Below are 18,409 nucleotides of genomic sequence, written 5' to 3'. Positions count from 1 at the left end.
CTGTTCAGGGGTCGTCGGGGCGCTCCCGACGGGGTGTGGCGAAGGCGGCGCCCCGCCACCATCCGGTGGGGGGCGCCGCCGTGCCGTCAGTCGCCGGCCGCGTCCGGACCGTCCGCGCCGAGGCGTAGGACGAGGGTCGAGCCGTGCGGCGCCGCCTGGACCAGCCGCAGCCGCGCCAGCGCCGGGTGGGCGTCGAGCAGGCGCGCGCCGTTGGCGAGCGAGCGCAGGGCTGCGGTCTCGGCCCGGGCGGCCTCCAGCTGGGCCGCGCCGCGCGAGCGGGCCGCGACGACCTCCATCGCCGCGTGCCGGAGCTCGGCGGGGACGATGACGTCGCGGACGACGACCTCGGCGACACCGATGCCGACCGCGTCACCGGCCGCGGCGACCGCGTCGGTGAGGGCCTGCGCCGGCAGGACCGTGCGCCGGGTCACGACGTCCTCGACCGCGAGGCCGGAGAGCGCGTCGCGCAGCGCGACCTGGGTCGCGAGGTAGACGGTCGCCAGCGGGTCGCCCGAGCGCTCGAGGAACGCGACCGGGTCGGAGACCGCCCAGCGGACGGTCGCCGACACCTTGACCGCGATGCCCTCGGAGGTCGGGACCTCCTGCGGGGCGACGGTGAGCAGCGACTCGCGCAGGTCGAGGACGACGACGCGCTGTCCGAGGCGCCGCGGGTGCCGGCCGGCCTCGAGCACGCCGACGAACCGGCCGTGGCGGTACTCGACCCCGACGTGGCGGGCGGGGACGGTGAGGGTGAAGAGGGACATGACGGCACCTCCTCGGGCGCGGTCGGGGACAGGACGTGGTCGGTGGACATCGGGCGACGCCATCGGCCGGCGAGCGCCGCGGGCGGGGCCCGGAGCACCCCGTGTCGGCGGCGTTCCGGACCGCAGGGCCCGTGGCTCCCGTGACCCGGCCGATGGCGCCAGGGGACTCGAACCCCGACATGCCTGAACGGCTGCGTGACCAGCGCAATGGATCCAGGACGGAAGGGGCGACGCGCAGCCGCGGTGCCGGCACGCCGGTGCGACTGCTTCCCCTCCCGCTGTCCGTGGTCAAGGGTGAGGGTCGAGGGGTGGTGCGCGCCACTGGTTTTCGGCGCGGGCGCCGCCGGGGTCAGGTGCGGAGGACCTCGTCGGCGACGACCGTCATCACCACGACGGTACTGCCGGACCGCGCGCTCTGCACGCGCACCGGCATCCCGGGGCGGGCGAGGTCGAACCAGAAGGTGTCGACGTCCTCGCCGTCGGTGGCGGTGTAGCGCAGGCAGTGCAGGGCGCCGAGCTCGTGGTCGAGGTCGACCTCGTCGCGGGTCGTCGTGGCGACGGGGAAGGAGGCGTGCCCCTGGAGGGCGGCCCAGGTGACGACCGTGCTCGTCGCCTCCCCCTCGCGGCCGTCCTCCTCGAGCGGGGTGCGGACCTGCACGGCACCGGCGGCGTCGCCCTCCGTGTACCGGATGCGGACGGTGCTCGGGGGTGCGCCGGCAGGGGCGGTCGTGACGGTGAGGGTGCGCCCGTCCGGGCTGGCGTCGCGGATCTCGTCGGCGGTGAAGGGCGTGGGGTGGTGACCGTCGTGGAGGACGTGGGGGTCGGTGGCGCTGCTCACCGGCCCTGCCTACCAGTGGCGCGGGCCGGCTGTCACGGGTCGGGTCGGTCGCGGCGTCAGCGGCGGCGCTGGCAGCGGCCGCACCAGAACAGGTTGCGGCCGGCGACCACCTGGGTGCGGACCCTCGAGCCGCAGGCGGGGCACGGCATCCCGGCCTGCTTGTAGACCGACGACGAGCGTTCGGTGAGGCGGGGGACCTCACCACGGCCCAGGGCCGCCTCGACGTCGAGCACCTGGTCCTCGACCGTGACGATGCGCCCGGTGGTGACGCCGAGGGGGAGCAGGCGCACGAGGTCGTCCCAGACGAGGCGCCACGAGGCGCGCTTGAGGTCCTTGCCCTCGGTGAACGGGGAGAGGCGGTGCCGGAAGAGCACCTCGGAGCGGTAGACGTTGCCGACCCCGGCGAGCACCGACTGGTCCATGAGGAGCTCGGCGATGCTGCGCGAGGAGCGGTGGATGCGGGTCCACGCGACGTCGGGGTCGGCACCCGGGCGGAGCGGGTCGGGACCCAGCCGCGCGAGGACGGCGTCGACCTCCTCCGGGGTGATGACCGTGCACAGGTTGGGGCCACGCAGGTCGGCGACGTGCTCCGGGGTGCGCAGCCGCAGCCGCACCTGCCCGACGACGGGGACCTCGGCGGTCCACTCGTGCTCGTCGACGGTGAAGGTGCCGATGAGGCCGAGGTGCACGTGCAGCCAGCGCTCGCCGGAGAACTCGACGAGGAGGTGCTTGCCGCGGGACGTGGCGCTGACGAGCTCGCGGCCGGTGAGCTCGGCGGCCCCGTCGGCGAACTTGCCCTGCGGGCTGGTGACCTCGGGGTGCGAGCCGGCGAAGGCCTCGTGGAGGTCGCGGGCGAGCGCGAACAGCGTGTGTCCCTCGGGCATGGGCGCCAGCGTAGGCGGCGCCCACGACGGCCGCTCCTACACTTCCGGTCATGGCGGCCACCGAGACCCGACTGCTGCTCCTGGGCAGCGTCATGATCTTCGAGCCGGTCAACGGGTACCAGCTGCGTCGCGAGCTGCTCTCGTGGCAGGTCGAGGACTGGGCCCACGTCAACCCCGGGTCGATCTACTCGGGGCTGGCGACGCTGGCGCGGCAGGGCAACCTCGAGCGGCACGACCTCGTCGACGGGACGCGTGAGGTGGCCGTGTACACGAGCACCGAGGCGGGCCGGGCCGAGCTGCAGCGGCTGTGGCGTGACGCCGTGGTGTCGCTGGACCTGTTGTCCCCGTTGCCGTTCCACACCGCCGTTGCTCTGATGCCGTTGGTGACGCGGGTGGATGTCGCGTCGGCGCTGCGCGAGCGGCTCGCCGCCCTCGACGTCAAGGTGCGCGAGCAGGTCGACGGCCGGCACGACGCCGCCGGGATGCCGCCGCACGTCCGCGCCATGGCCGACCTGTGGATGGGGCTGGCCGTCACCGAACGCGAGTGGCTCGTGGACCTCGTCGGGCGGGTCGACGCCGGCGACCTCGAGCTCGCCGGGGAGGACGCGACCTGGGCGCCGCCGGCCGACGACCCCGGCTGGACGATGGCGCACGAACGGGCCCGCTACCTCGAGCTCATCGCGAGGTCCTGACGCGTCCGTTCTCGCGGTCTGGTGGCCTGTCGGTGGGGCGCGGGACAGTGGTCGGGTCGAGGTCGACCACCGGGGTTGACGGGGCGATGTTCAATGTTGAACACTCTCGGTGTTCGAGGGTGACCGAGGGAGAGCCATGATCGAAGCCAGGGGACTGGTCCAGACGTTCACGACGAAGAAGGGCCGCACGAAGACCGAGGTGCGGGCGGTCGACGGGGTCGACCTCGACGTCGCCGAGGGCGAGGTCGTGGGGTTCCTCGGACCCAACGGGGCCGGCAAGACGACGACGCTGCGGATGCTCACGACGCTGCTCAAGCCGACGGCCGGCACGGCCACGGTGGCCGGGTTCGACGTCGTGCGCGAGTCGCTGCAGGTGCGGCGCGCCATCGGGTACGTGTCGCAGACGGGTGGGGCGTTCAGCGGGGCGCGTGCCGGCGACGAGGTGAGCGACCACGGGATGCTCTACGGCATGTCGCAGGCCGAGGCGCGGCGACGCGGCAAGGAGCTGTTCACCCAGCTCGACCTCGAGGGCCTCTGGGACCGCATGCCCAAGGCGATGTCCGGTGGCCAGAGGCGCCGGCTCGACATCGTCATGGGCCTGGTCCACGACCCCACGCTCGTCTTCCTCGACGAGCCGACGACCGGCCTGGACCCGCAGGCCCGCGCCAACCTCTGGGAGCACATCCGGGCGCTGCGCGACGCGCGCGGCGCCACCGTGCTGCTCACGACCCACTACCTCGACGAGGCCGACGCGCTCGCCGACCGGATCGTCATCATCGACCACGGGAAGATCGTGGCCGCCGACACCGCCGACAACCTCAAGGCGCAGGTGTCCGGCGACCTCGTCGACCTCGGGCTCGAGGACGCCGCGCTGGTGTCGGAGGCCGCGCGGCGGCTGGGGTCGATCGCCGACCTGGCCCGTGGCGACGGCACGGCGGTCGAGGTCGACGGCTCGCACGTGCGGGCGCGGGTACCGCGGGCGGGCACCGCGGTGCCCGGGCTGCTGCGCGACCTCCACGACGCCGGGGTCGCGCTCGCCTCCATCGAGGTCGTCCGGCCCACGCTCGACGACGTCTTCCTCACGCTCACCGGTCGCTCGCTGCGCGACGCCGAGGCGACCCCCGAGACCACCCCCGAGGAGAAGTGATGCAGTTCCTCCGCGACTCGTACATCGTCTTCCGCCGCCAGCTGCGGATGAACCTGCGCAACCCGGCGTGGGTCATCATCGGCATGCTCCAGCCGGTGCTCTACCTGCTCCTCTTCGGTCCGCTGCTCAAGCCGATCGCCGGCCAGTTCGGCTATGACAACTACCTGACCTTCTTCGTGCCGGGCATGCTCGTGCAGCTCGGGATCTTCGGGGCGTTCTTCGCGGGGTTCAGCCTCATCGGCGAGTGGCGCGAGGGCGTCATCGAGGCCGAGCGGGTCACCCCGGCCAGCCGCACGGCGCTGCTGTTCGGACGGCTGGTGCGCGACCTCGTGCAGCTGTTCGTCCAGGCACTGATCCTCGTCGGCCTCGGCCTGTGGATGGGGATGCGCGGGTCGGCCGCCGGGATCGCGGTCGGGGTGCTCATCACGCTGCTCGTCGGCGGGGCGTGTGCCGCGGCCTCGAACGCGCTGGCGCTGACGACGAAGTCCGAGGACGTCATGGCCCCGGTCATCAACATGGTGATGATGCCGGTGCTGCTGCTCAGCGGCATCCTGCTGCCGATGACGCTGGGCCCGAAGTGGCTGCAGACCGTGAGCGACTGGATGCCGTTCAAGTGGGTCACCGACGCCGTGCGCACGACCTTCTCGGGCGACTTCGCCACCTCGCCCCTGCTGTGGGGGTCGGTCTGGGCGTCGGTGCTGTTCGTCCTCGCGATGTGGTGGGGCACGTCGACGTTCCGGAAGGAGAACGCCTGAGCGCCCGACCGGTCAGCGGAGGAACTCCTCGGGGTCGAAGTCGGCGAGGGAGATGACGCGCACACGCGGCAGCTGACCGTTGAAGGCGTTGATGTCGTACTCGAGGTCGACGTGCTCGATGCCCTCGACGAGCAGCGTCTGGGCCGTGAACTCGCGGAATCCGACGACCGCGACCCGGCGGCCGTCCTCGACGAGCGCGTGCAAGTGCGGGGCGAAGTCGGCGTCGTGGCTGGCGAGGACGACGTCGGCATCCGGGTGGGTGCGCAGCGCGTCGAGGGTGCGCTGGATGCCGAGGTCGACGACCTTCTCGCCCTCGGCGCCGGAGCCGGTGAGCGGCACCGGGCGGTAGCCGTTGGCGAGGAGGGCCTGGACGAACGGCAGGGGCAGGGTGCCGTTGGAGACGTTGAGGAAGAACAGGCCGGTGACCTGCTGGTCCCACTGCTCCTCGAAGTGGTCGGTCACCCGCTGCCAGCGGGGCCGCTCCTCGGGCTGGGGCCGGCGGCCGAGGACCGACGAGCCGAGGGTGGCATCGAGGTTCTCACCGTCGACGAGGACGAACGTGCGACGGCCGTCGGATGCGATGGTCAGCTCGCCTTCTTCTCGCTCTTCTTGGCCGCGGACTTCGACGCGGTGGTCTTGGTGGCGCTGGTCTTCTTCGCCGGGGTCTTCGAGGCGGTCTTCGTGGCGGGGGCCTTGGCCGCGGTCTTCTTGGCCGCGGGCTTGGCCGGCTCCGGAGCCTCGCCGCGGGAGGCCTTGGCCTTCTCCACGGAGCGGGCCAGCGCCGCGAGGAGGTCGACGACCTCACCGGACTCCTCCGGCTCGACCGCGGCCACGCGGACCTCGCCGCCCTCGACCTTGGCGCGGACCAGCTCCTTGACCGCCAGGGCGTAGTCGTCCTCGTACTCGGACGGGTCGTAGTCGCCGGCGAGCTGGTCGATGAGCATCTTGGCCATGTCCATCTCCTGCTTGGACGCGTGGCTCTCCTCCTCGACGTGGGCGAAGTCGGCGGCGCGGACCTCGTCGGGCCAGAGCATCGTCTGCATGACGATGACGCCGTCGCGCACGCGCAGGACCGCCATCGTCATCCGGGTGCGGATGGAGACGGTGACGATCGCCATCCGCTTCTCCTTCTCCAGGGCGTCGCGGAGGAGGACGTAGGGCTTGGTGGCGGCCTTGTCGGGCTCGAGGTAGTAGCTCTTGTCGAGCCACATGGGGTCGATCTGGTCGGCGGGGACGAACTTCGTCACGCCGATCTCCTTGGAGGTCTTGCTCGGCAGGTCGGCGAAGTCGTCGTCGGTGAGGACGACCATGTCGCCGTCCTCGGTCTCGTAGCCCTTGGCGATGTCGTCGTAGGAGACCTCCTCGCCGTCGATCGAGCAGGTGCGCTTGTACTTGATGCGCCCGCCGTCCTCCCGGTGCACCTGACGGAACTGCACGTCGTGGTTCTCGGTCGCCGAGTACAGCCGCACCGGCACGTTGACCAGGCCGAAGGAGACCGCGCCCTTCCAGATCGCCCGCATCGCCGTCCACACCCTTCGAGTGAGCCTCGCGACCCCGCCGTCGGGACCGCAGACACCCAGCGTAGGCCCGTTCGTCGTCAGGGGAACCCGCCCCCGACCAGCCCGCTTGTTGTGCTCGGGTGCGGGAGTGGTGGTCGGGGCAACCGGATCCGCGCCCGTGGCTCGGTTGTGGTGGCGGTTCGGAAGTGCGGGTAGGTCAGGGCGTGCCGTCGGCTCTGTTGGGCGGGGGACGCGCGGCAGGAGCGGCGACGGTATCCGGGGGCCAGGGGTCAGAACGGCGGGGTGTCGGGGTTCCGGTCCGCGGTCCGCGCCCGCCGTTGGAAGCGCGGTCGGGTGTGGCACTGTCGCTCCGGGTTGTCGACGGTGATGCCGTGGAGGCGGAGGGTCTGGACGGTTCGGTGGGCGGGTCGCCGGCCGCGGCGACCGGGTGCCGAGCTGCCCAGGAGGTGTTCGAGCGCGAACTCGAGGGAGCTGTGGGCGTCAATGGCGACCGCGGGGCCGGGGGCGGTCATCGGGGTGGTCTCGGACTCAGCCGCGTTGGCACGTGGAAGCGTGATGGTGCGGAGGGCGTCGATGGGTGCGGTGGTGCGTTGCCTGCCGGTGGGGTCGGTCCAAGTGACGGTGGCGTCGGGGTGCAGGGTGAGGTGCCAGCCGGGTCGTTGTTTGATGCGGTGGTGTCGGCGGCACAGGCAGATGAGGTTGTGGTCGGCGGTGGGGCCGGTGGGCCAGGCGCGGACGTGGTCGATGTCGCAGAATCGGGCGTTGACGTGGCAGCCGGGGAATCTGCATCTGCCGTCGCGTCTCCGGATGCGGTCGGCGAGCTCTTTGGGTGGCCGGTAGGTGTCGGTGGTGATGTTGGTGCGGAGGGCGCCGGTGGCCGGGTCGCAGGTGACGGGTCGGATGGTGGTGGTGGGTGAGGCGATGAGGGCGTCGAGCCAGGCGCGGGCGACGAGCATGGGTTCCCCACCCAGGGGGTTGGGTACTTCGACGAGGTCTTCGGGTTCGGGTCTGGTTCGTCGTCGTTGGGCCCGGTTGGGTGGGCCGTGGTGCGGGGTCGGGTCGAGGAGTTCGGGTGCGGTGAGGGCTGGAGCGCCCGGCCCTTGGTTGCTGCTCGTCGATCGTGGCGCCGTCATCGCCTCGACGGCGACCCCAGCTGTGGCTTCGTCGATGGTCGTGGCATCCACGCGGGCGAGTTGTCGGTGTTGCCGCCCCGTCGCAGGTGCCGAGGTGCGCTCAGTCGACACTGAGGTCCGCCCCTGCCGGTGGTGGGTGTCGTGGCCCGTGGTCGGGTGCGTCCCTGCTTGTCCCTCGTCGGTGGCGGGGGTGGTGAGTATGACGATGGTGGTGATGGTGGCGTTTCCGGTGACGAGGTCGACCAGCGCTTGCGCTCTGGCCCGCTCGATGCGGTCGCAGGTGCCGGTGGTGACGAGCTGTTGGGCTCGGGCGTCGATCGCGGCCCACGCGGTGGCGGCGTCCTCGGAGGGGAAGGTGCCCTCCCACCGGTCGACACCGGGCTGGTCGACCCACCGCCGCAGCCCGCACTCCTCCCTGGCGCGCTTGGCGCGCTGGTGCAGCAGGTCGGGGCTGATCCGGGCGATCAGTCTCCGGGTGCGGCGGCGCAGCTGCGGGCCGGTCTCGCGGGTGAGGTGCTTCCCGAGGGTCGCGACGACGGTCTCCGCGACCTCCGGTGGTGCCTCCTCCAGCTCCTCAGCGACCACCGATGCGCGGTAGGGGTCGAGGGCTCCGGCACGCATCGCGTCGTGCAACCCACCCAGCCCGGTGCACGCGTTCGTGCCGGCTTCGCCGTCGGCAGCGAGCCGGACCGCACCACGCACGCGGCGTTCGGCGTGCACGGCGGTGACGTCCAGGGCGGAGGACACCAGCGCGGGCCCGTCCAACGAGACGTGACCGGGCGCGTGGTGCCGCTCAAGAATGGTGCCGTCGTCCAGGACGTCGGGTTCGATCGCGCACAACCGCACGATCGCCGCGTCCTGCACCCCCGTGGCCGCGTTCACGATGTGCTGGCAGGTCCGCACCACCTCACTCCACGCGTCCCGGCCACCGACCGTCACCGCAGGAAGGGTCAACGACGACAGCACCGCCGCGACGTCGTCGAGCACCGCGAGGAGCTCGTCCGGACCTGCCGCGTTCCCCCGAACCGGTGCCTGTGTGACGGTCATTGTTTCCCCCTTCCCTGTCCACGATTTTACTCGCTTCGGTCGCATAGCACAAGTGTTCGATTCAACGAATGTGGATGAATCCCAGGCGAATTGGATGGCTTGGCCACCCGCCCGGCGGCGCGGTCGCCGGGACAACGTCCACCGCGTTGGATGGCTCTTCGCCGGAGAGGGGGTGGCCCCGACGAAGGCTGGACGAGGAAGTCGCGGTACTTGGGAGGGCTCGTCGTGCCGTCGTTGCATTGGACGGGTGCGCACGGTGGCGTGATCTCGTGACGAGGGGGCGGCCATCCACGCTTCGCGGTGGGCTGGGCCGACGCGGGCTGGACAACGAGAGCCCGCCGATCCCGGCCGGGTTGGGCTGGACCACGGCGGGCGGTGACTCGGTCTGGCTGGTGGGCGCCCCCCTCGGCGGCGTTGGACTGGACCACGGCGAAGGGCGACGAGTGCAGCTCGGTGGGCCACTCCTTCCCGGCGGGGTGGACTCGGCCAAAGGAGAGGGTGACGGGGCGTGATGAGGGGAGGCACGTCATCCGGGCGGGGTGGAGGGGATCACGTCGCGCGGTGACCCCCGCCACAAGGACCGCGGCATCCAACAGCGATGCACCGAACCCGCCATGAACTCACCTGACACAGCGGCGAACCGGAACGACGGCGCGGCAGGATGGGGGTGTGCCCTCCATCCGCCCGATGCTCGCGACCGTCGCCGAGCGCGTCCCGACCGGTGACGCCTGGGCGCACGAGGTGAAGTGGGACGGGATGCGGGTGCTCGTGGACGTCCGCGACGGGCGGGTGACCGTGTGGTCGCGCAGCGAACGTGACGTGACCGCAGCGTTTCCCGAGCTCGACGCCCTCGCCGACGCCTACGACGACATGCTCCTCGACGGCGAGGTCGTCGCGATGGACGCCGGCCGACCCAGCTTCCACGCCCTCACCGAGCGCATGCACGTCAGCCAGCGGAGAGCGGCCGAGAAGCTGATGTCGACGCGCCCCGTGACGCTCATGGTCTTCGACCTCCTGCGCCTCTTCGGCTCCGACCTGCGCACCCAGCCGTGGTCCGCCCGGCGCGACCTGCTCGAGAAGCTCGACCTCGAGGGCCCGAGCTGGAAGGTCCCCCCGGTCTACGACGACGGCGCCGAGCTCCTCGCGGCCACCAAGGCCCAGGGCCTCGAGGGCATCGTCAGCAAGCGCCGGGCCGCCCCCTACGCCACCGGCCGCCGCTCGCCCGACTGGCGCAAGACCGCGCACCGGGCCACCCACTCGGTCGTCGTGGGTGGCTGGCGCCAGGAGGTCGGGGCATCGTCCGACCGCCTCGGCGCCGTCCTCGTCGGGCTCCCGGACGGAGCGGGGGGATGGCGCTACGCGGGCCGCGTCGGGTCCGGGCTCGCGGGGTCGGCCGGTCAGGCCCTGGCGATGAGGCTGCGCCGCCTCCACCGCGACGACTCCCCGTTCTCCGACGAGGTCCCCGCCATCGACGCGAACGGGACGAGGTGGGTGGAGCCGCGCCTCGTCATCGAGGTGAAGGCCCTCGAGCTGACCGGCCAGCACCGGCTGCGCCAGCCGGCCTACCTCGGCGTCCGCTCCGACCTGACGCCCGCCGACCTGACCGAGGTCGAGGATGCCTGAGCGCTACGTGCCGGAGGTGACCCGCGTCGAGGTCGCCGGCCGAAAGCTGCGCCTCACCAGCCTCGACAAGGTGATGTACCCGGCGACGGAGACCACCAAGGGTGAGGTCCTCAGCTACTACGCCCAGGTCGCGCCGTTCCTCCTGCCGCACCTCGCCGACCGTCCGGTGACGCGGGTCCGCTGGCCGCACGGGGTCGAGGACCAGATGTTCTTCGAGAAGAACCTGCCGTCGGGGGCGCCCAGCTGGCTGCCCCGCATCCGGATCGACGACGTCACCTACCCCTACGTCACGGACATCGCGGACCTGACCTACCTCGTCAACCTCAACTCGCTCGAGCTCCACGTGCCGCAGTGGACCGTCGTCGATGACGCGCCGCAGCACCCGAACCGGCTCGTCATCGACCTCGACCCGGGAAAGCCGGCCGGGCTCACCGAGTGCGCGCAGGTGGCGCTCCTCGTGCGGGAGCGGCTCGACGCACTCGGCCTCGAGCTCTACCCGGTCACCTCGGGCAGCAAGGGGATGCAGCTCTACGCGGCCCTCGGCGGCGACCTCACCTCCGACCAGGTTCGCGACCTCGCCATGCAGCTCGCCCAGGAGATGACGAAGAAGCACCCCGACCTCGTGCTGTGGAAGATGACGAAGTCGCTGCGCCCGGGAAAGGTGTTCCTCGACTGGAGCCAGAACGTGGGCGCGAAGACGACCATCAGCCCCTACTCGATGCGCGGCCGCGAGCTCCCCTGCGTCGCCGCACCGCGCACGTGGGACGAGGTGGAACGCGGTGCAGCAGAGCCGGACTCGCTCCGCCAGCTGATGTTCGACGAGGTGCTCGACCGCCTCGATGCCGACGGCGACCTCATCGCCGACCTCCCCTGAGGCCTGGGCGGGCAGGAGGCCTCAGCGCGACCGGGGACACCCCGCGCACTCCACGCAGCCCGGCAGCGCGTAGATGAGGCAGCACGACGCCCGCGGCGGCACACCCGGACGCAACAGGCCGCTCGCCGACTCCGCCTCGCGCCGCGCGGCCGCCCACATGTCGTCGACCATCGCGGTCCGGGTGTGGGGGCCGAACCGGACGATGGAGGGGTAGGCGTCGGCCAAGGGCCCGGCCACCGCCCGGTAGTCGGCCTCCGCGCGGTCGAGACGACCCGCCAGCTCTCCCGGGTCGGCGACCAGCGCCGTCACCCGGACCCGCTCGGGCACGAGGGCCGGCCCGAGGTCGAAGGTCAGCTCGGCCAGACCAGCGGCGCGCCACGGCCCACAGGACGCGGCGTGCGCGGCGGTGTGCGCCGGCACCTGGAGCAGCCACTGCAGGACGAACGCCGCGGCCACCTGGGGCGGGGCGACGACGTCGTACCAGCGGCCCTGCAACACGGCCAGGCCGCGCTGCCACGCCTCGGCATCGGGGCCGGCGCCGGTACCCAGGCCGTGCGCCAACGGCTCACCCCCGGCGACGAACGCCAACCACGAGTGGCGCCGCGACATCAGCGACACGGCGCCCTCCGGATCGGGGGGCGCCGTGTCGGGGTGCTGGGGTCGGCTCAGCCGTGGGCCTTGTCGTACGCGGCCTGGACGTCGGCGGAGATGCGGCCACGGTCGCTGACCTGGTGGCCGTTGGACCGGGCCCACTCGCGCACGGCGGAGAGGTCGGTCTTGGCGCCGCCACGGGCGGAGCCTCGGGGGGCACGGCCGGCGCTCTTGCGGCCGCCGGTGCGCTCGGCGTGACCGATCCACACGGCCAGCTCGTCGCGCAGCTTCGCGGCGTTGCCGGAGGTGAGGTCGATCTCGTAGGACACACCGTCGAGCGAGAACGAGACCGTCTCGTCGGCGGGGGAGCTCTTGTCGAGGTCGTCGACGAGAAGCACTTGGACCTTCTTTGCCATGGTTTTCCCTTCAGCTGCTATTCACACGGGGCGCACCGGGAAATGGTGCCCAACCGAAAAGGTAGCAGCGACCTCCGGGAAATGTGAATCACTAAAGAATGTCAGGAAGGCGTGGAGGAATTCTCCTGTGCCGTTCCTGTGCCATTGGCGTCGTCCTCCGTGCTCACCGCAGCGTCCGTACGGGACGAACGCCGCGCGTCCTCGGCGGCCTCGAACTGCCTCTGCGCCAACCGCTCGCGGCGGTCCCCCTCGATCATCGACCTGATCAGGAAATAGAACAGGATCGAGACGAGAATCGTCGGGAGAATGGCGGTGAGATAGGGCCACACGGCAGCCATCTCAGACCTCCGGCTTCAGGTGCGGGAAGAGAATGGTCTCGCGGATGTTTGCGCTGGTGAAGAGCATGACGAGGCGGTCGACACCCAGGCCGAGACCACCCATCGGCGGGGCCCCGTACTCGAGCGCGCGCAGGAAGTCCTCGTCGAGCTGCATCGCCTCGGGGTCACCGCCGGCGGCCCGCAGCGACTGCGCCGTGAGGACCTCGCGCTGGACCACCGGGTCGACGAGCTCGGAGAACCCGGTGCCCCGCTCGACGCCGCCGATGATGAGGTCCCACGCCTCGATGTGCCCGGGCTTGCTGCGGTGCGGGCGGGCCAGCGGCTGGGCGATGGCGGGGTAGTCGCACAGGAAGGTCGGCTGGAGCAGGCCGGGCTCGACGAGCTCGCCGAGCAGCTCGAGGAAGACCTTGTCCTTCTCCAGGCCCGGGGCCAGCTCGACCCCGTGCTTCTGCGCGTACCCGAGCAGGGTCTCCAGCGGGGTGTCGATGGTGACGGTCTCGCCGACCGCCTCCGACACGCCCTCGTAGACCGGCAGCCAGCGCCAGTCGGCCCCCAGGTCGACGGTGCCGGCCGGGGTCTCCACGACCCGCGACCCGAGCGCGTCCGCGACGCCGAGGTACAGGTCGCGCATGACCCCGGCGATGGACGTCTGATCGCCCCACGCCTGGTACACCTCGAGCATCGTGAACTCGGGGGAGTGGGTGGCGTCGACGCCCTCGTTGCGGAAGATCCGCCCCATCTCGTACACCCGGTCGACCCCGCCGACCACGGCCTTCTTGAGGTTCAGCTCGAGGGCGATGCGCAGGACCATCTCGTGGTCGAACGCGTTCATGTGGGTGCGGAACGGGCGTGCGGCGGCCCCACCGTGGACGAGCTGGATGATCGGGGTCTCGACCTCGACGTAGCCCTGGCCCTCGAGGACCCCGCGGATGGCGCGCAGGGCGGTCGCCTTGGTCCGCACCATGTCGCGGGCCTCCTGGCGCACGACGAGGTCGGCGTACCGCTGCCGGACCCGCGACTCCTCGGACAGCTCCTTGTGGAGGACGGGGAGCGGGCGCAACGCCTTGCTCGCCATCTCCCAGCGCGTCGCCATCACCGACAGCTCACCGCGGCGCGAGGAGATGACACGGCCCTCGACGAACACGTGGTCGCCGAGGTCGACGTCGGACTTCCAGGCGGCCAGGGCCTCCTCGCCCACCTCGGCGAGGCTCAGCATCACCTGGAGGCGGGTGCCGACGCCCTCCTGGAGCGTGGCGAACGCGAGCTTGCCGGTGTTCCGGACGAAGACGACGCGCCCCGCGACGCCGACGACGTCCTGCGTCTCCTCACCGGTCTCGAGGTGGCCCCACTGGTCGCGGATGTCCTCGAGGGAGTGGGTGCGGGCCACGGCCACGGGGTACGCCTGGCCACCGCCGGCGATCAGCCGGTCGCGCTTCTCGCGACGGATCCGCAGCTGCTCGGGCAGGTCGGTCTCGGTCGCGGGCGCGGTGGCGTTCTCGGTCACGAGGGTCAAGCGTACGGCGGCCTCAGGCCGTGCCCTCGCCCTCCCCGCCCACCGGACCGCTGATGCCCCACCGGTGGCCGAAGGGGTCCACGAACCACGCGTTGAGGGTGCCGTACCCCTCGTAGACCCCGCGGTCGTCGGGGGTGGCGCCCTCACCGGAGGCCGTGGCGAGTGTGGCGGCCACGTCGGCGACGGGCAGCATGAGGCTCACGGCCGCCCCGGGCCCCGTCGGCGCGACCGCCCCGTAGGAGGGCGCCTCGTCGGCGAGGTAGATGACGCCGTCGCCGATGCGCAGGGCGACGTGCCCGATGGAGCCGTCGTCGCCGACGTAGGGCTCGCCCTCGACGACCGCGCCGAGGACGCGGCCGTACCAGTCGACGGCCTCGCGGGCGCCGCGCACGGCGAGGTAGGGGACGGCGGCGGGGCGGGGGAAGCGGGTGTCCTCGGTCAGCATCCACCCACGGTAGGACGGTCGGCGTCGGAGGGCGGGGCTAGCGTGCGCGCCATGTCCCGTGCCGCCTCCCCCTGGACCGACGGCCTGCCCGCGCGCCGGGTGGAGCGGTCTGTGCACGCCGAGCTCCCGGCTCCCGGTGTCTGGCCGCTCACCGTCCCGGCCGTGGCCCACCTCCTCGAGCACGGGCTCGACCTCACCCGCTGCACGGTGCTCGTCGGGGAGAACGGCTCGGGGAAGTCGACCCTCGTCGAGGCGCTCGCGATGGCCGCGGGGATGAACGCCGAGGGCGGCTCCACCGGCGCCACCCACCGCACCCACGCGAGCGAGTCGCCGCTGCACGAGTGGCTCACCGTGGTGCGCGACCCCGGGGCGCCGCGCTGGGGGTACTTCGTGCGGGCCGAGACCATGCACGGGCTGTTCACCTACCTCGACACCTCGCGCTCGGAGTCGCCGTGGAGCCGCGACCCGCTGTTCCACACGCTCTCGCACGGGGAGTCCTTCGTCGCCCTGCTGTCGACGAAGCGCTTCCGGGGCGAGGGCCTGTTCGTCCTCGACGAGCCGGAGGCCGGGCTGTCCTTCGCCGCCCAGCTCCACCTCGTCGCCGAGCTCGCCGAGATGGCGCGGCGGCCGCGCACCCAGGTCGTCCTCGCCACCCACTCCCCGGTGCTCGCCTCCATCCCGGGGGCGCGGCTGCTCGAGCTGGGTCCGCACGGGGTGCGGGAGTCGACGTGGGACGACCTCGAGGTCGTCGACCACCACCGCCGCTTCCTCGAGGCGCCGCGGCGCTACCTCCGCCACGTCCTCGACGACGTCGACCCCGGCTGGTGAGCGGGGGGTGACCCGGAGCCACCCGACAGGGTATTGTGCGGTTGTCAGCACATTTTGGATCTCTGGAGGCACCCATGTCCGTCGCGCACGGCCCGCTGTCCGGCCGCATCGCCGGCGCTCCCATCTCGTGGGGGGTGTGCGAGGTCCCCGGCTGGGGCGAGATGCTCCCGCCCTCCCGCGTGCTCCCCGAGCTGCGCTCGCTGGGCCTGTCGGCGACCGAGCTGGGTGCCCCGGGCTTCCTGCCCGAGGAGCCCGAGGCCCTGCGCGAGACGCTGCGTGAGCACGGCGTCTCGCTCGTGGGCGGGTTCGTCCCGCTCGTGCTCCACGACCGCGACCAGCGCGAGGACGCGCTGCGCCGGGCCCGTGAGGTGGCCGGGCTGTTCGCCGGCCAGGGCGCCACGATGTTCGTCACCGCCGTCGTGCAGGACTACGGCTGGTCGCGCCCCGTCCCGCTCGACGCCGAGGGCATGGCCGTGCTCGGCGAGGGCCTGCGCGAGGTCGACGCCGTCTGCGCCGAGTTCGGGCTGACCCAGGTGCTGCACCCCCACGTCGACACCGTGGTGGAGACCGCCGCCGACGTCGCGCTGGCGCTCGAGCACACCGACGTCCTGTGGTGCCTCGACACCGGTCACCTGCAGATCGGCGGGGTCGACCCCGTCGCCTTCGCCCGCGAGAACGCCGCCCGCGTGGGCCACGTGCACCTCAAGGACGTCGACAACGCCGTGGCCGCCCGCGTCCTCTCCCGCGAGGTGAGCCTGCTCCACGGGGTGCAGTCGGGCCTGTTCAAGCCGCTCGGCACCGGTGACGTCGCCATCGACGACGCCGTGGTCGCCCTCGAGGAGGCCGGCTACCGCGGCTGGTACGTCCTCGAGCAGGACACCGCCCTCACCGACGGCATCCCCGCCGAGGGCACCGGCCCGGTCGAGGACGTCCGCCGCAGCCTGGACTTCCTCGAGGCCTCGGTCGGGCCCCGCCTCGCGGCGACGACCGCCGGCTGACCACTCCACGTCGAAACCCCCAGGCGCCGAGTCCACCTCGGCCCCTGGGGGTTTCGCGTCGTGCGCCGTACCTCTGGGCTCAGAGGTACGGCCGCTGGTCCTTCTTGCTCTCGACGTGCTCGGCGTAGGCCTGCTGCGTCGACGCCAGCGCGGACACCTCGGACACGGGCACGTCCCACCAGGCCGAGCCGGGCGGGTTCGGGCCGACGAGGTCGGTCTCGATGTAGAGCACCGTCGCGCGGTCGGAGGCCGCGGCCTTGCCGTAGTTCTCGCGGAACTCGGCCACCGACCCGCAGCGCAGCACCTCGGCACCCCACGACGCGGCGTTGGCGGCGAGGTCGAAGGGGACCTCCTCGCCGTCGAGCCGGCCCGTGGCGCCGTTGCGCATCCGGTACTTCGTCCCGAACCGCTGCGACCCGCGCGACTCCGAGAGGGCGCCGATCGAGGCGAACCCGTGGTTCTGGAGCAGCACGATGATGACCTTGACGCCCTCGGAGACGATGGTCGCGATCTCCATCGGGAGCATCTGGTACGAGCCGTCCCCGACCACCGCGACGACGTCGTGGTCGTCGCCGAGCGCGAGCTTGATGCCGAGGGCCGCCGGGATCTCGTAGCCCATGCAGGAGAAGGCGTACTCCACGTGGTACTGCACGGGAGTCGTGGCGCGCCAGAGGCACTGGAGGTCACCGGGCATCGACCCGGCGGCGTTGACGATGACGTCCTCGGGCCGCATCAGCTCGTTGAGCGCGCCGAACACCTCGGTCTGCGCGGGCAGCGGTCCGTGGTCGCGGTGGTAGCACTCGTCGACCACGCGCTGCCAGTCGGCGTCGAGGTCGACCGCCTCCTGGCGGTAGGCGTCGTCGACCGACCAGCCCTCGAGCGCGGCGGTCAGCGCGACCAGGGCCTCGCGGGCGTCGGCGACGAGCATCGTGGCGCCGTGCTTGGCGGCGTCGAAACCGAGGACGTTGACGTTGACGAAGCGCACGCCCTCCGCCCCGAAGGCGGTGTGGCTGGCGGTGGTGAAGTCGGAGTACCGGGTGCCGATGCCGATGACGACGTCGGCCTCACGGGCCAGCGCGTTGGCCGCCGCCGACCCGGTGGAGCCGACACCCCCGACGGCGCTCGGGTGGTCCCAGTTGATGGCGCCCTTGCCGGCGTGGGTGTCGGACACCGGGATCCCCGTCGCGGAGGCGAACGCACGCAGCTCCTCCGAGGCCTCGGCGTAGACCACGCCGCCCCCGGCGACGACGAGCGGGCGCTTCGCCGAACGGATGACGTCGACCGCCCGGGCCAGGGCGGCGGGCTCCGGGACCGGGCGGCCGACGTGCCAGACCCGCGGGGCGAAGAACGCCAGGGGCCAGTCGTGCGCCTCCGCCTGGACGTCCTGGGGGAGGCAGATCGTGACCGCGCCGGTGTCGGCGGGGTCGGTGAGGACGCGCATCGCGTTCATCAGCGACGGGACGAGCTGCTCGGGGCGGGTGATGCGGTCGAAGAACCGCGACACCGGGCGGAAGACGTCGTTGACCGTGACGTCGAGCGTGCCCGGGTCCTCGAGCTGCTGGAGGACGGGGTCGGGGACGCGCGAGGCGAACTGGTCGGACGGGAAGAGCAGGACCGGGATCCGGTTCGTCGTGGCGAGGGCCGCTCCGGTGACCATGTTCGTGGCGCCCGGACCGATCGAGGTCGTCACGGCCATCACCTGGAGGCGGTTGCGCGCGCGGGCGAAGCCGGTGGCGGTGTGGACCGCACCCTGCTCGTTGCGGGCGAGGAAGTAGGGGAGGTCGCCGAGGACGTCGTCACCCTGCGCCCCGTCCTCCGACTGCACCTGCGCCTGGAGCAGCGCCTGCCCCACGCCGGCGACGTTGCCGTGGCCGAAGATGCCGAACATGCCGGTCACGAGGCGCTGCTGCACCCCGTCGCGCTCGGAGTACTGGTTGGCGAGGAACTTCACGAGCGCCTGCGCCGTGGTGAGGCGCACCGTCTGGGTCATCGTCGTCGACTCC

The 18,409-nt window shown here is 72.3% G+C and carries 19 protein-coding genes; 7 read left to right on the top strand and 12 right to left on the bottom strand.

The genetic code is table 11. The features are described 5' to 3' along the window. Positions 1–86: 86 nt before the first annotated feature. The 3 genes from ACFLFB_RS00230 to ACFLFB_RS00220 all read right to left on the bottom strand — a co-directional run bounded on the left by ACFLFB_RS00230 (position 87) and on the right by ACFLFB_RS00220 (position 2,486). Positions 87–764, bottom strand: coding sequence for a slipin family protein (locus ACFLFB_RS00230; protein ID WP_392543699.1), 678 nt, complete (start codon positions 762–764; stop codon positions 87–89). Positions 765–1,113: 349 nt separating this feature from the next. Continuing rightward, on the bottom strand, positions 1,114–1,602 hold the full coding sequence (locus ACFLFB_RS00225) for a hypothetical protein (protein ID WP_392543698.1): 489 nt from the start codon (positions 1,600–1,602) through the stop codon (positions 1,114–1,116). 56 nt (positions 1,603–1,658) lie between these two features. Further along, the gene (locus tag ACFLFB_RS00220) at positions 1,659–2,486 is read right to left on the bottom strand and encodes an Fpg/Nei family DNA glycosylase (protein ID WP_392543697.1); all 828 of its coding nucleotides are present in this window, start codon (positions 2,484–2,486) and stop codon (positions 1,659–1,661) included. Positions 2,487–2,536: 50 nt separating this feature from the next. Here ACFLFB_RS00220 and ACFLFB_RS00215 point away from each other — a divergent pair, with 50 nt between their 5' ends. The 3 genes from ACFLFB_RS00215 to ACFLFB_RS00205 all read left to right on the top strand — a co-directional run bounded on the left by ACFLFB_RS00215 (position 2,537) and on the right by ACFLFB_RS00205 (position 5,080). After that, on the top strand, positions 2,537–3,178 hold the full coding sequence (locus ACFLFB_RS00215) for a PadR family transcriptional regulator (RefSeq protein ID WP_392543696.1): 642 nt from the start codon (positions 2,537–2,539) through the stop codon (positions 3,176–3,178). 136 nt (positions 3,179–3,314) lie between these two features. Then, entirely contained in the window at positions 3,315–4,325 is a 1,011-nt protein-coding gene (locus tag ACFLFB_RS00210) for an ATP-binding cassette domain-containing protein (RefSeq protein WP_392543695.1), read from the top strand. Further along, positions 4,325–5,080 (top strand): ABC transporter permease, encoded by a 756-nt coding sequence (locus ACFLFB_RS00205; protein WP_392543694.1) that lies wholly within the window; start codon positions 4,325–4,327, stop codon positions 5,078–5,080. The genes ACFLFB_RS00210 and ACFLFB_RS00205 overlap by 1 nt, the downstream gene beginning before the upstream one ends. Before the next feature lie 12 nt (positions 5,081–5,092). On the opposite strand, the gene ACFLFB_RS00200 is transcribed toward ACFLFB_RS00205, so the two are convergent. From ACFLFB_RS00200 to ACFLFB_RS00190, 3 genes are all read right to left on the bottom strand, one after another. Further along, the gene (locus ACFLFB_RS00200) at positions 5,093–5,662 is read right to left on the bottom strand and encodes an NYN domain-containing protein (RefSeq protein ID WP_392545449.1); all 570 of its coding nucleotides are present in this window, start codon (positions 5,660–5,662) and stop codon (positions 5,093–5,095) included. A gap of 2 nt (positions 5,663–5,664) precedes the next feature. After that, complete coding sequence (locus tag ACFLFB_RS00195; RefSeq protein ID WP_392543693.1) at positions 5,665–6,600, bottom strand: Ku protein; 936 nt, start codon at positions 6,598–6,600, stop codon at positions 5,665–5,667. A gap of 269 nt (positions 6,601–6,869) precedes the next feature. Then, positions 6,870–8,780: an HNH endonuclease signature motif containing protein gene (locus ACFLFB_RS00190; RefSeq protein WP_392543692.1), complete on the bottom strand. Its 1,911-nt coding sequence runs from the start codon at positions 8,778–8,780 to the stop codon at positions 6,870–6,872. A gap of 669 nt (positions 8,781–9,449) precedes the next feature. Here ACFLFB_RS00190 and ligD (ACFLFB_RS00185) point away from each other — a divergent pair. Both ligD (ACFLFB_RS00185) and ligD (ACFLFB_RS00180) read left to right on the top strand, forming a co-directional pair. After that, positions 9,450–10,403 (top strand): non-homologous end-joining DNA ligase, encoded by a 954-nt coding sequence (ligD, locus tag ACFLFB_RS00185; protein WP_392543691.1) that lies wholly within the window; start codon positions 9,450–9,452, stop codon positions 10,401–10,403. Next, positions 10,396–11,277 carry a non-homologous end-joining DNA ligase gene (gene ligD, locus ACFLFB_RS00180; RefSeq protein ID WP_392543690.1) on the top strand — a complete coding sequence of 294 codons (882 nt, stop codon included), beginning with the start codon at positions 10,396–10,398 and terminating at the stop codon, positions 11,275–11,277. Before ligD (ACFLFB_RS00185) ends, ligD (ACFLFB_RS00180) begins: the two co-directional genes overlap by 8 nt. Positions 11,278–11,298: 21 nt before the next feature. On the opposite strand, the gene ACFLFB_RS00175 is transcribed toward ligD (ACFLFB_RS00180), so the two are convergent. The 5 genes from ACFLFB_RS00175 to ACFLFB_RS00155 form a co-directional block, all read right to left on the bottom strand. Beyond that, on the bottom strand, positions 11,299–11,886 hold the full coding sequence (locus ACFLFB_RS00175) for a (2Fe-2S)-binding protein (protein WP_392545448.1): 588 nt from the start codon (positions 11,884–11,886) through the stop codon (positions 11,299–11,301). Positions 11,887–11,942: 56 nt separating this feature from the next. After that, on the bottom strand, positions 11,943–12,284 hold the full coding sequence (locus ACFLFB_RS00170) for an Lsr2 family protein (protein ID WP_392543689.1): 342 nt from the start codon (positions 12,282–12,284) through the stop codon (positions 11,943–11,945). 101 nt (positions 12,285–12,385) lie between these two features. Continuing rightward, a complete protein-coding gene (locus tag ACFLFB_RS00165; RefSeq protein WP_392543688.1) occupies positions 12,386–12,622 on the bottom strand; it encodes a hypothetical protein in 237 nt (78 codons plus the stop codon). Between the two features lies 1 nt (position 12,623). Continuing rightward, positions 12,624–14,126, bottom strand: coding sequence for a lysine--tRNA ligase (locus tag ACFLFB_RS00160; RefSeq protein ID WP_392543687.1), 1,503 nt, complete (start codon positions 14,124–14,126; stop codon positions 12,624–12,626). Positions 14,127–14,148: 22 nt separating this feature from the next. Continuing rightward, positions 14,149–14,580 (bottom strand): VOC family protein, encoded by a 432-nt coding sequence (locus tag ACFLFB_RS00155; RefSeq protein ID WP_392543686.1) that lies wholly within the window; start codon positions 14,578–14,580, stop codon positions 14,149–14,151. A 51-nt stretch (positions 14,581–14,631) separates the two neighbouring features. Here ACFLFB_RS00155 and ACFLFB_RS00150 point away from each other — a divergent pair, with 51 nt between their 5' ends. Both ACFLFB_RS00150 and ACFLFB_RS00145 read left to right on the top strand, forming a co-directional pair. Continuing rightward, positions 14,632–15,408 carry an AAA family ATPase gene (locus ACFLFB_RS00150; protein ID WP_392543685.1) on the top strand — a complete coding sequence of 259 codons (777 nt, stop codon included), beginning with the start codon at positions 14,632–14,634 and terminating at the stop codon, positions 15,406–15,408. 74 nt (positions 15,409–15,482) lie between these two features. Next, positions 15,483–16,406: a TIM barrel protein gene (locus ACFLFB_RS00145; RefSeq protein WP_392543684.1), complete on the top strand. Its 924-nt coding sequence runs from the start codon at positions 15,483–15,485 to the stop codon at positions 16,404–16,406. Positions 16,407–16,485: 79 nt separating this feature from the next. Here ACFLFB_RS00145 and iolD read toward each other — a convergent pair whose 3' ends face one another. Further along, positions 16,486–18,396, bottom strand: coding sequence for a 3D-(3,5/4)-trihydroxycyclohexane-1,2-dione acylhydrolase (decyclizing) (iolD, locus tag ACFLFB_RS00140; protein ID WP_392543683.1), 1,911 nt, complete (start codon positions 18,394–18,396; stop codon positions 16,486–16,488). Between the last annotated feature and the right edge of the window lie 13 nt (positions 18,397–18,409).

Source organism: Oryzobacter telluris (genome assembly GCF_043099285.1).
Classification (GTDB): Bacteria; Actinomycetota; Actinomycetes; order Actinomycetales; family Dermatophilaceae; genus Oryzobacter; species Oryzobacter telluris.
The sequence above is the reverse complement of the archived record's forward strand: the minus strand, read 5'-3'. Positions and strand labels throughout refer to the sequence as shown.

Coding starts and splice junctions, on each gene's coding strand:
- iolD (WP_392543683.1), bottom strand. CDS start 18,396: ATGACCCAGACGGTGCGCCTCACCACGGCGCAGGCGCTCGTGAAGTTC.
- ACFLFB_RS00175 (WP_392545448.1), bottom strand. CDS start 11,886: ATGTCGCGGCGCCACTCGTGGTTGGCGTTCGTCGCCGGGGGTGAGCCG.
- ACFLFB_RS00195 (WP_392543693.1), bottom strand. CDS start 6,600: ATGCGGGCGATCTGGAAGGGCGCGGTCTCCTTCGGCCTGGTCAACGTG.
- ACFLFB_RS00170 (WP_392543689.1), bottom strand. CDS start 12,284: ATGGCAAAGAAGGTCCAAGTGCTTCTCGTCGACGACCTCGACAAGAGC.
- ACFLFB_RS00220 (WP_392543697.1), bottom strand. CDS start 2,486: ATGCCCGAGGGACACACGCTGTTCGCGCTCGCCCGCGACCTCCACGAG.
- ACFLFB_RS00205 (WP_392543694.1), top strand. CDS start 4,325: ATGCAGTTCCTCCGCGACTCGTACATCGTCTTCCGCCGCCAGCTGCGG.
- ACFLFB_RS00165 (WP_392543688.1), bottom strand. CDS start 12,622: ATGGCTGCCGTGTGGCCCTATCTCACCGCCATTCTCCCGACGATTCTC.
- ACFLFB_RS00215 (WP_392543696.1), top strand. CDS start 2,537: ATGGCGGCCACCGAGACCCGACTGCTGCTCCTGGGCAGCGTCATGATC.
- ACFLFB_RS00150 (WP_392543685.1), top strand. CDS start 14,632: ATGTCCCGTGCCGCCTCCCCCTGGACCGACGGCCTGCCCGCGCGCCGG.
- ACFLFB_RS00210 (WP_392543695.1), top strand. CDS start 3,315: ATGATCGAAGCCAGGGGACTGGTCCAGACGTTCACGACGAAGAAGGGC.
- ACFLFB_RS00230 (WP_392543699.1), bottom strand. CDS start 764: ATGTCCCTCTTCACCCTCACCGTCCCCGCCCGCCACGTCGGGGTCGAG.
- ligD (WP_392543690.1), top strand. CDS start 10,396: ATGCCTGAGCGCTACGTGCCGGAGGTGACCCGCGTCGAGGTCGCCGGC.
- ACFLFB_RS00155 (WP_392543686.1), bottom strand. CDS start 14,580: ATGCTGACCGAGGACACCCGCTTCCCCCGCCCCGCCGCCGTCCCCTAC.
- ACFLFB_RS00145 (WP_392543684.1), top strand. CDS start 15,483: ATGTCCGTCGCGCACGGCCCGCTGTCCGGCCGCATCGCCGGCGCTCCC.
- ACFLFB_RS00190 (WP_392543692.1), bottom strand. CDS start 8,780: ATGACCGTCACACAGGCACCGGTTCGGGGGAACGCGGCAGGTCCGGAC.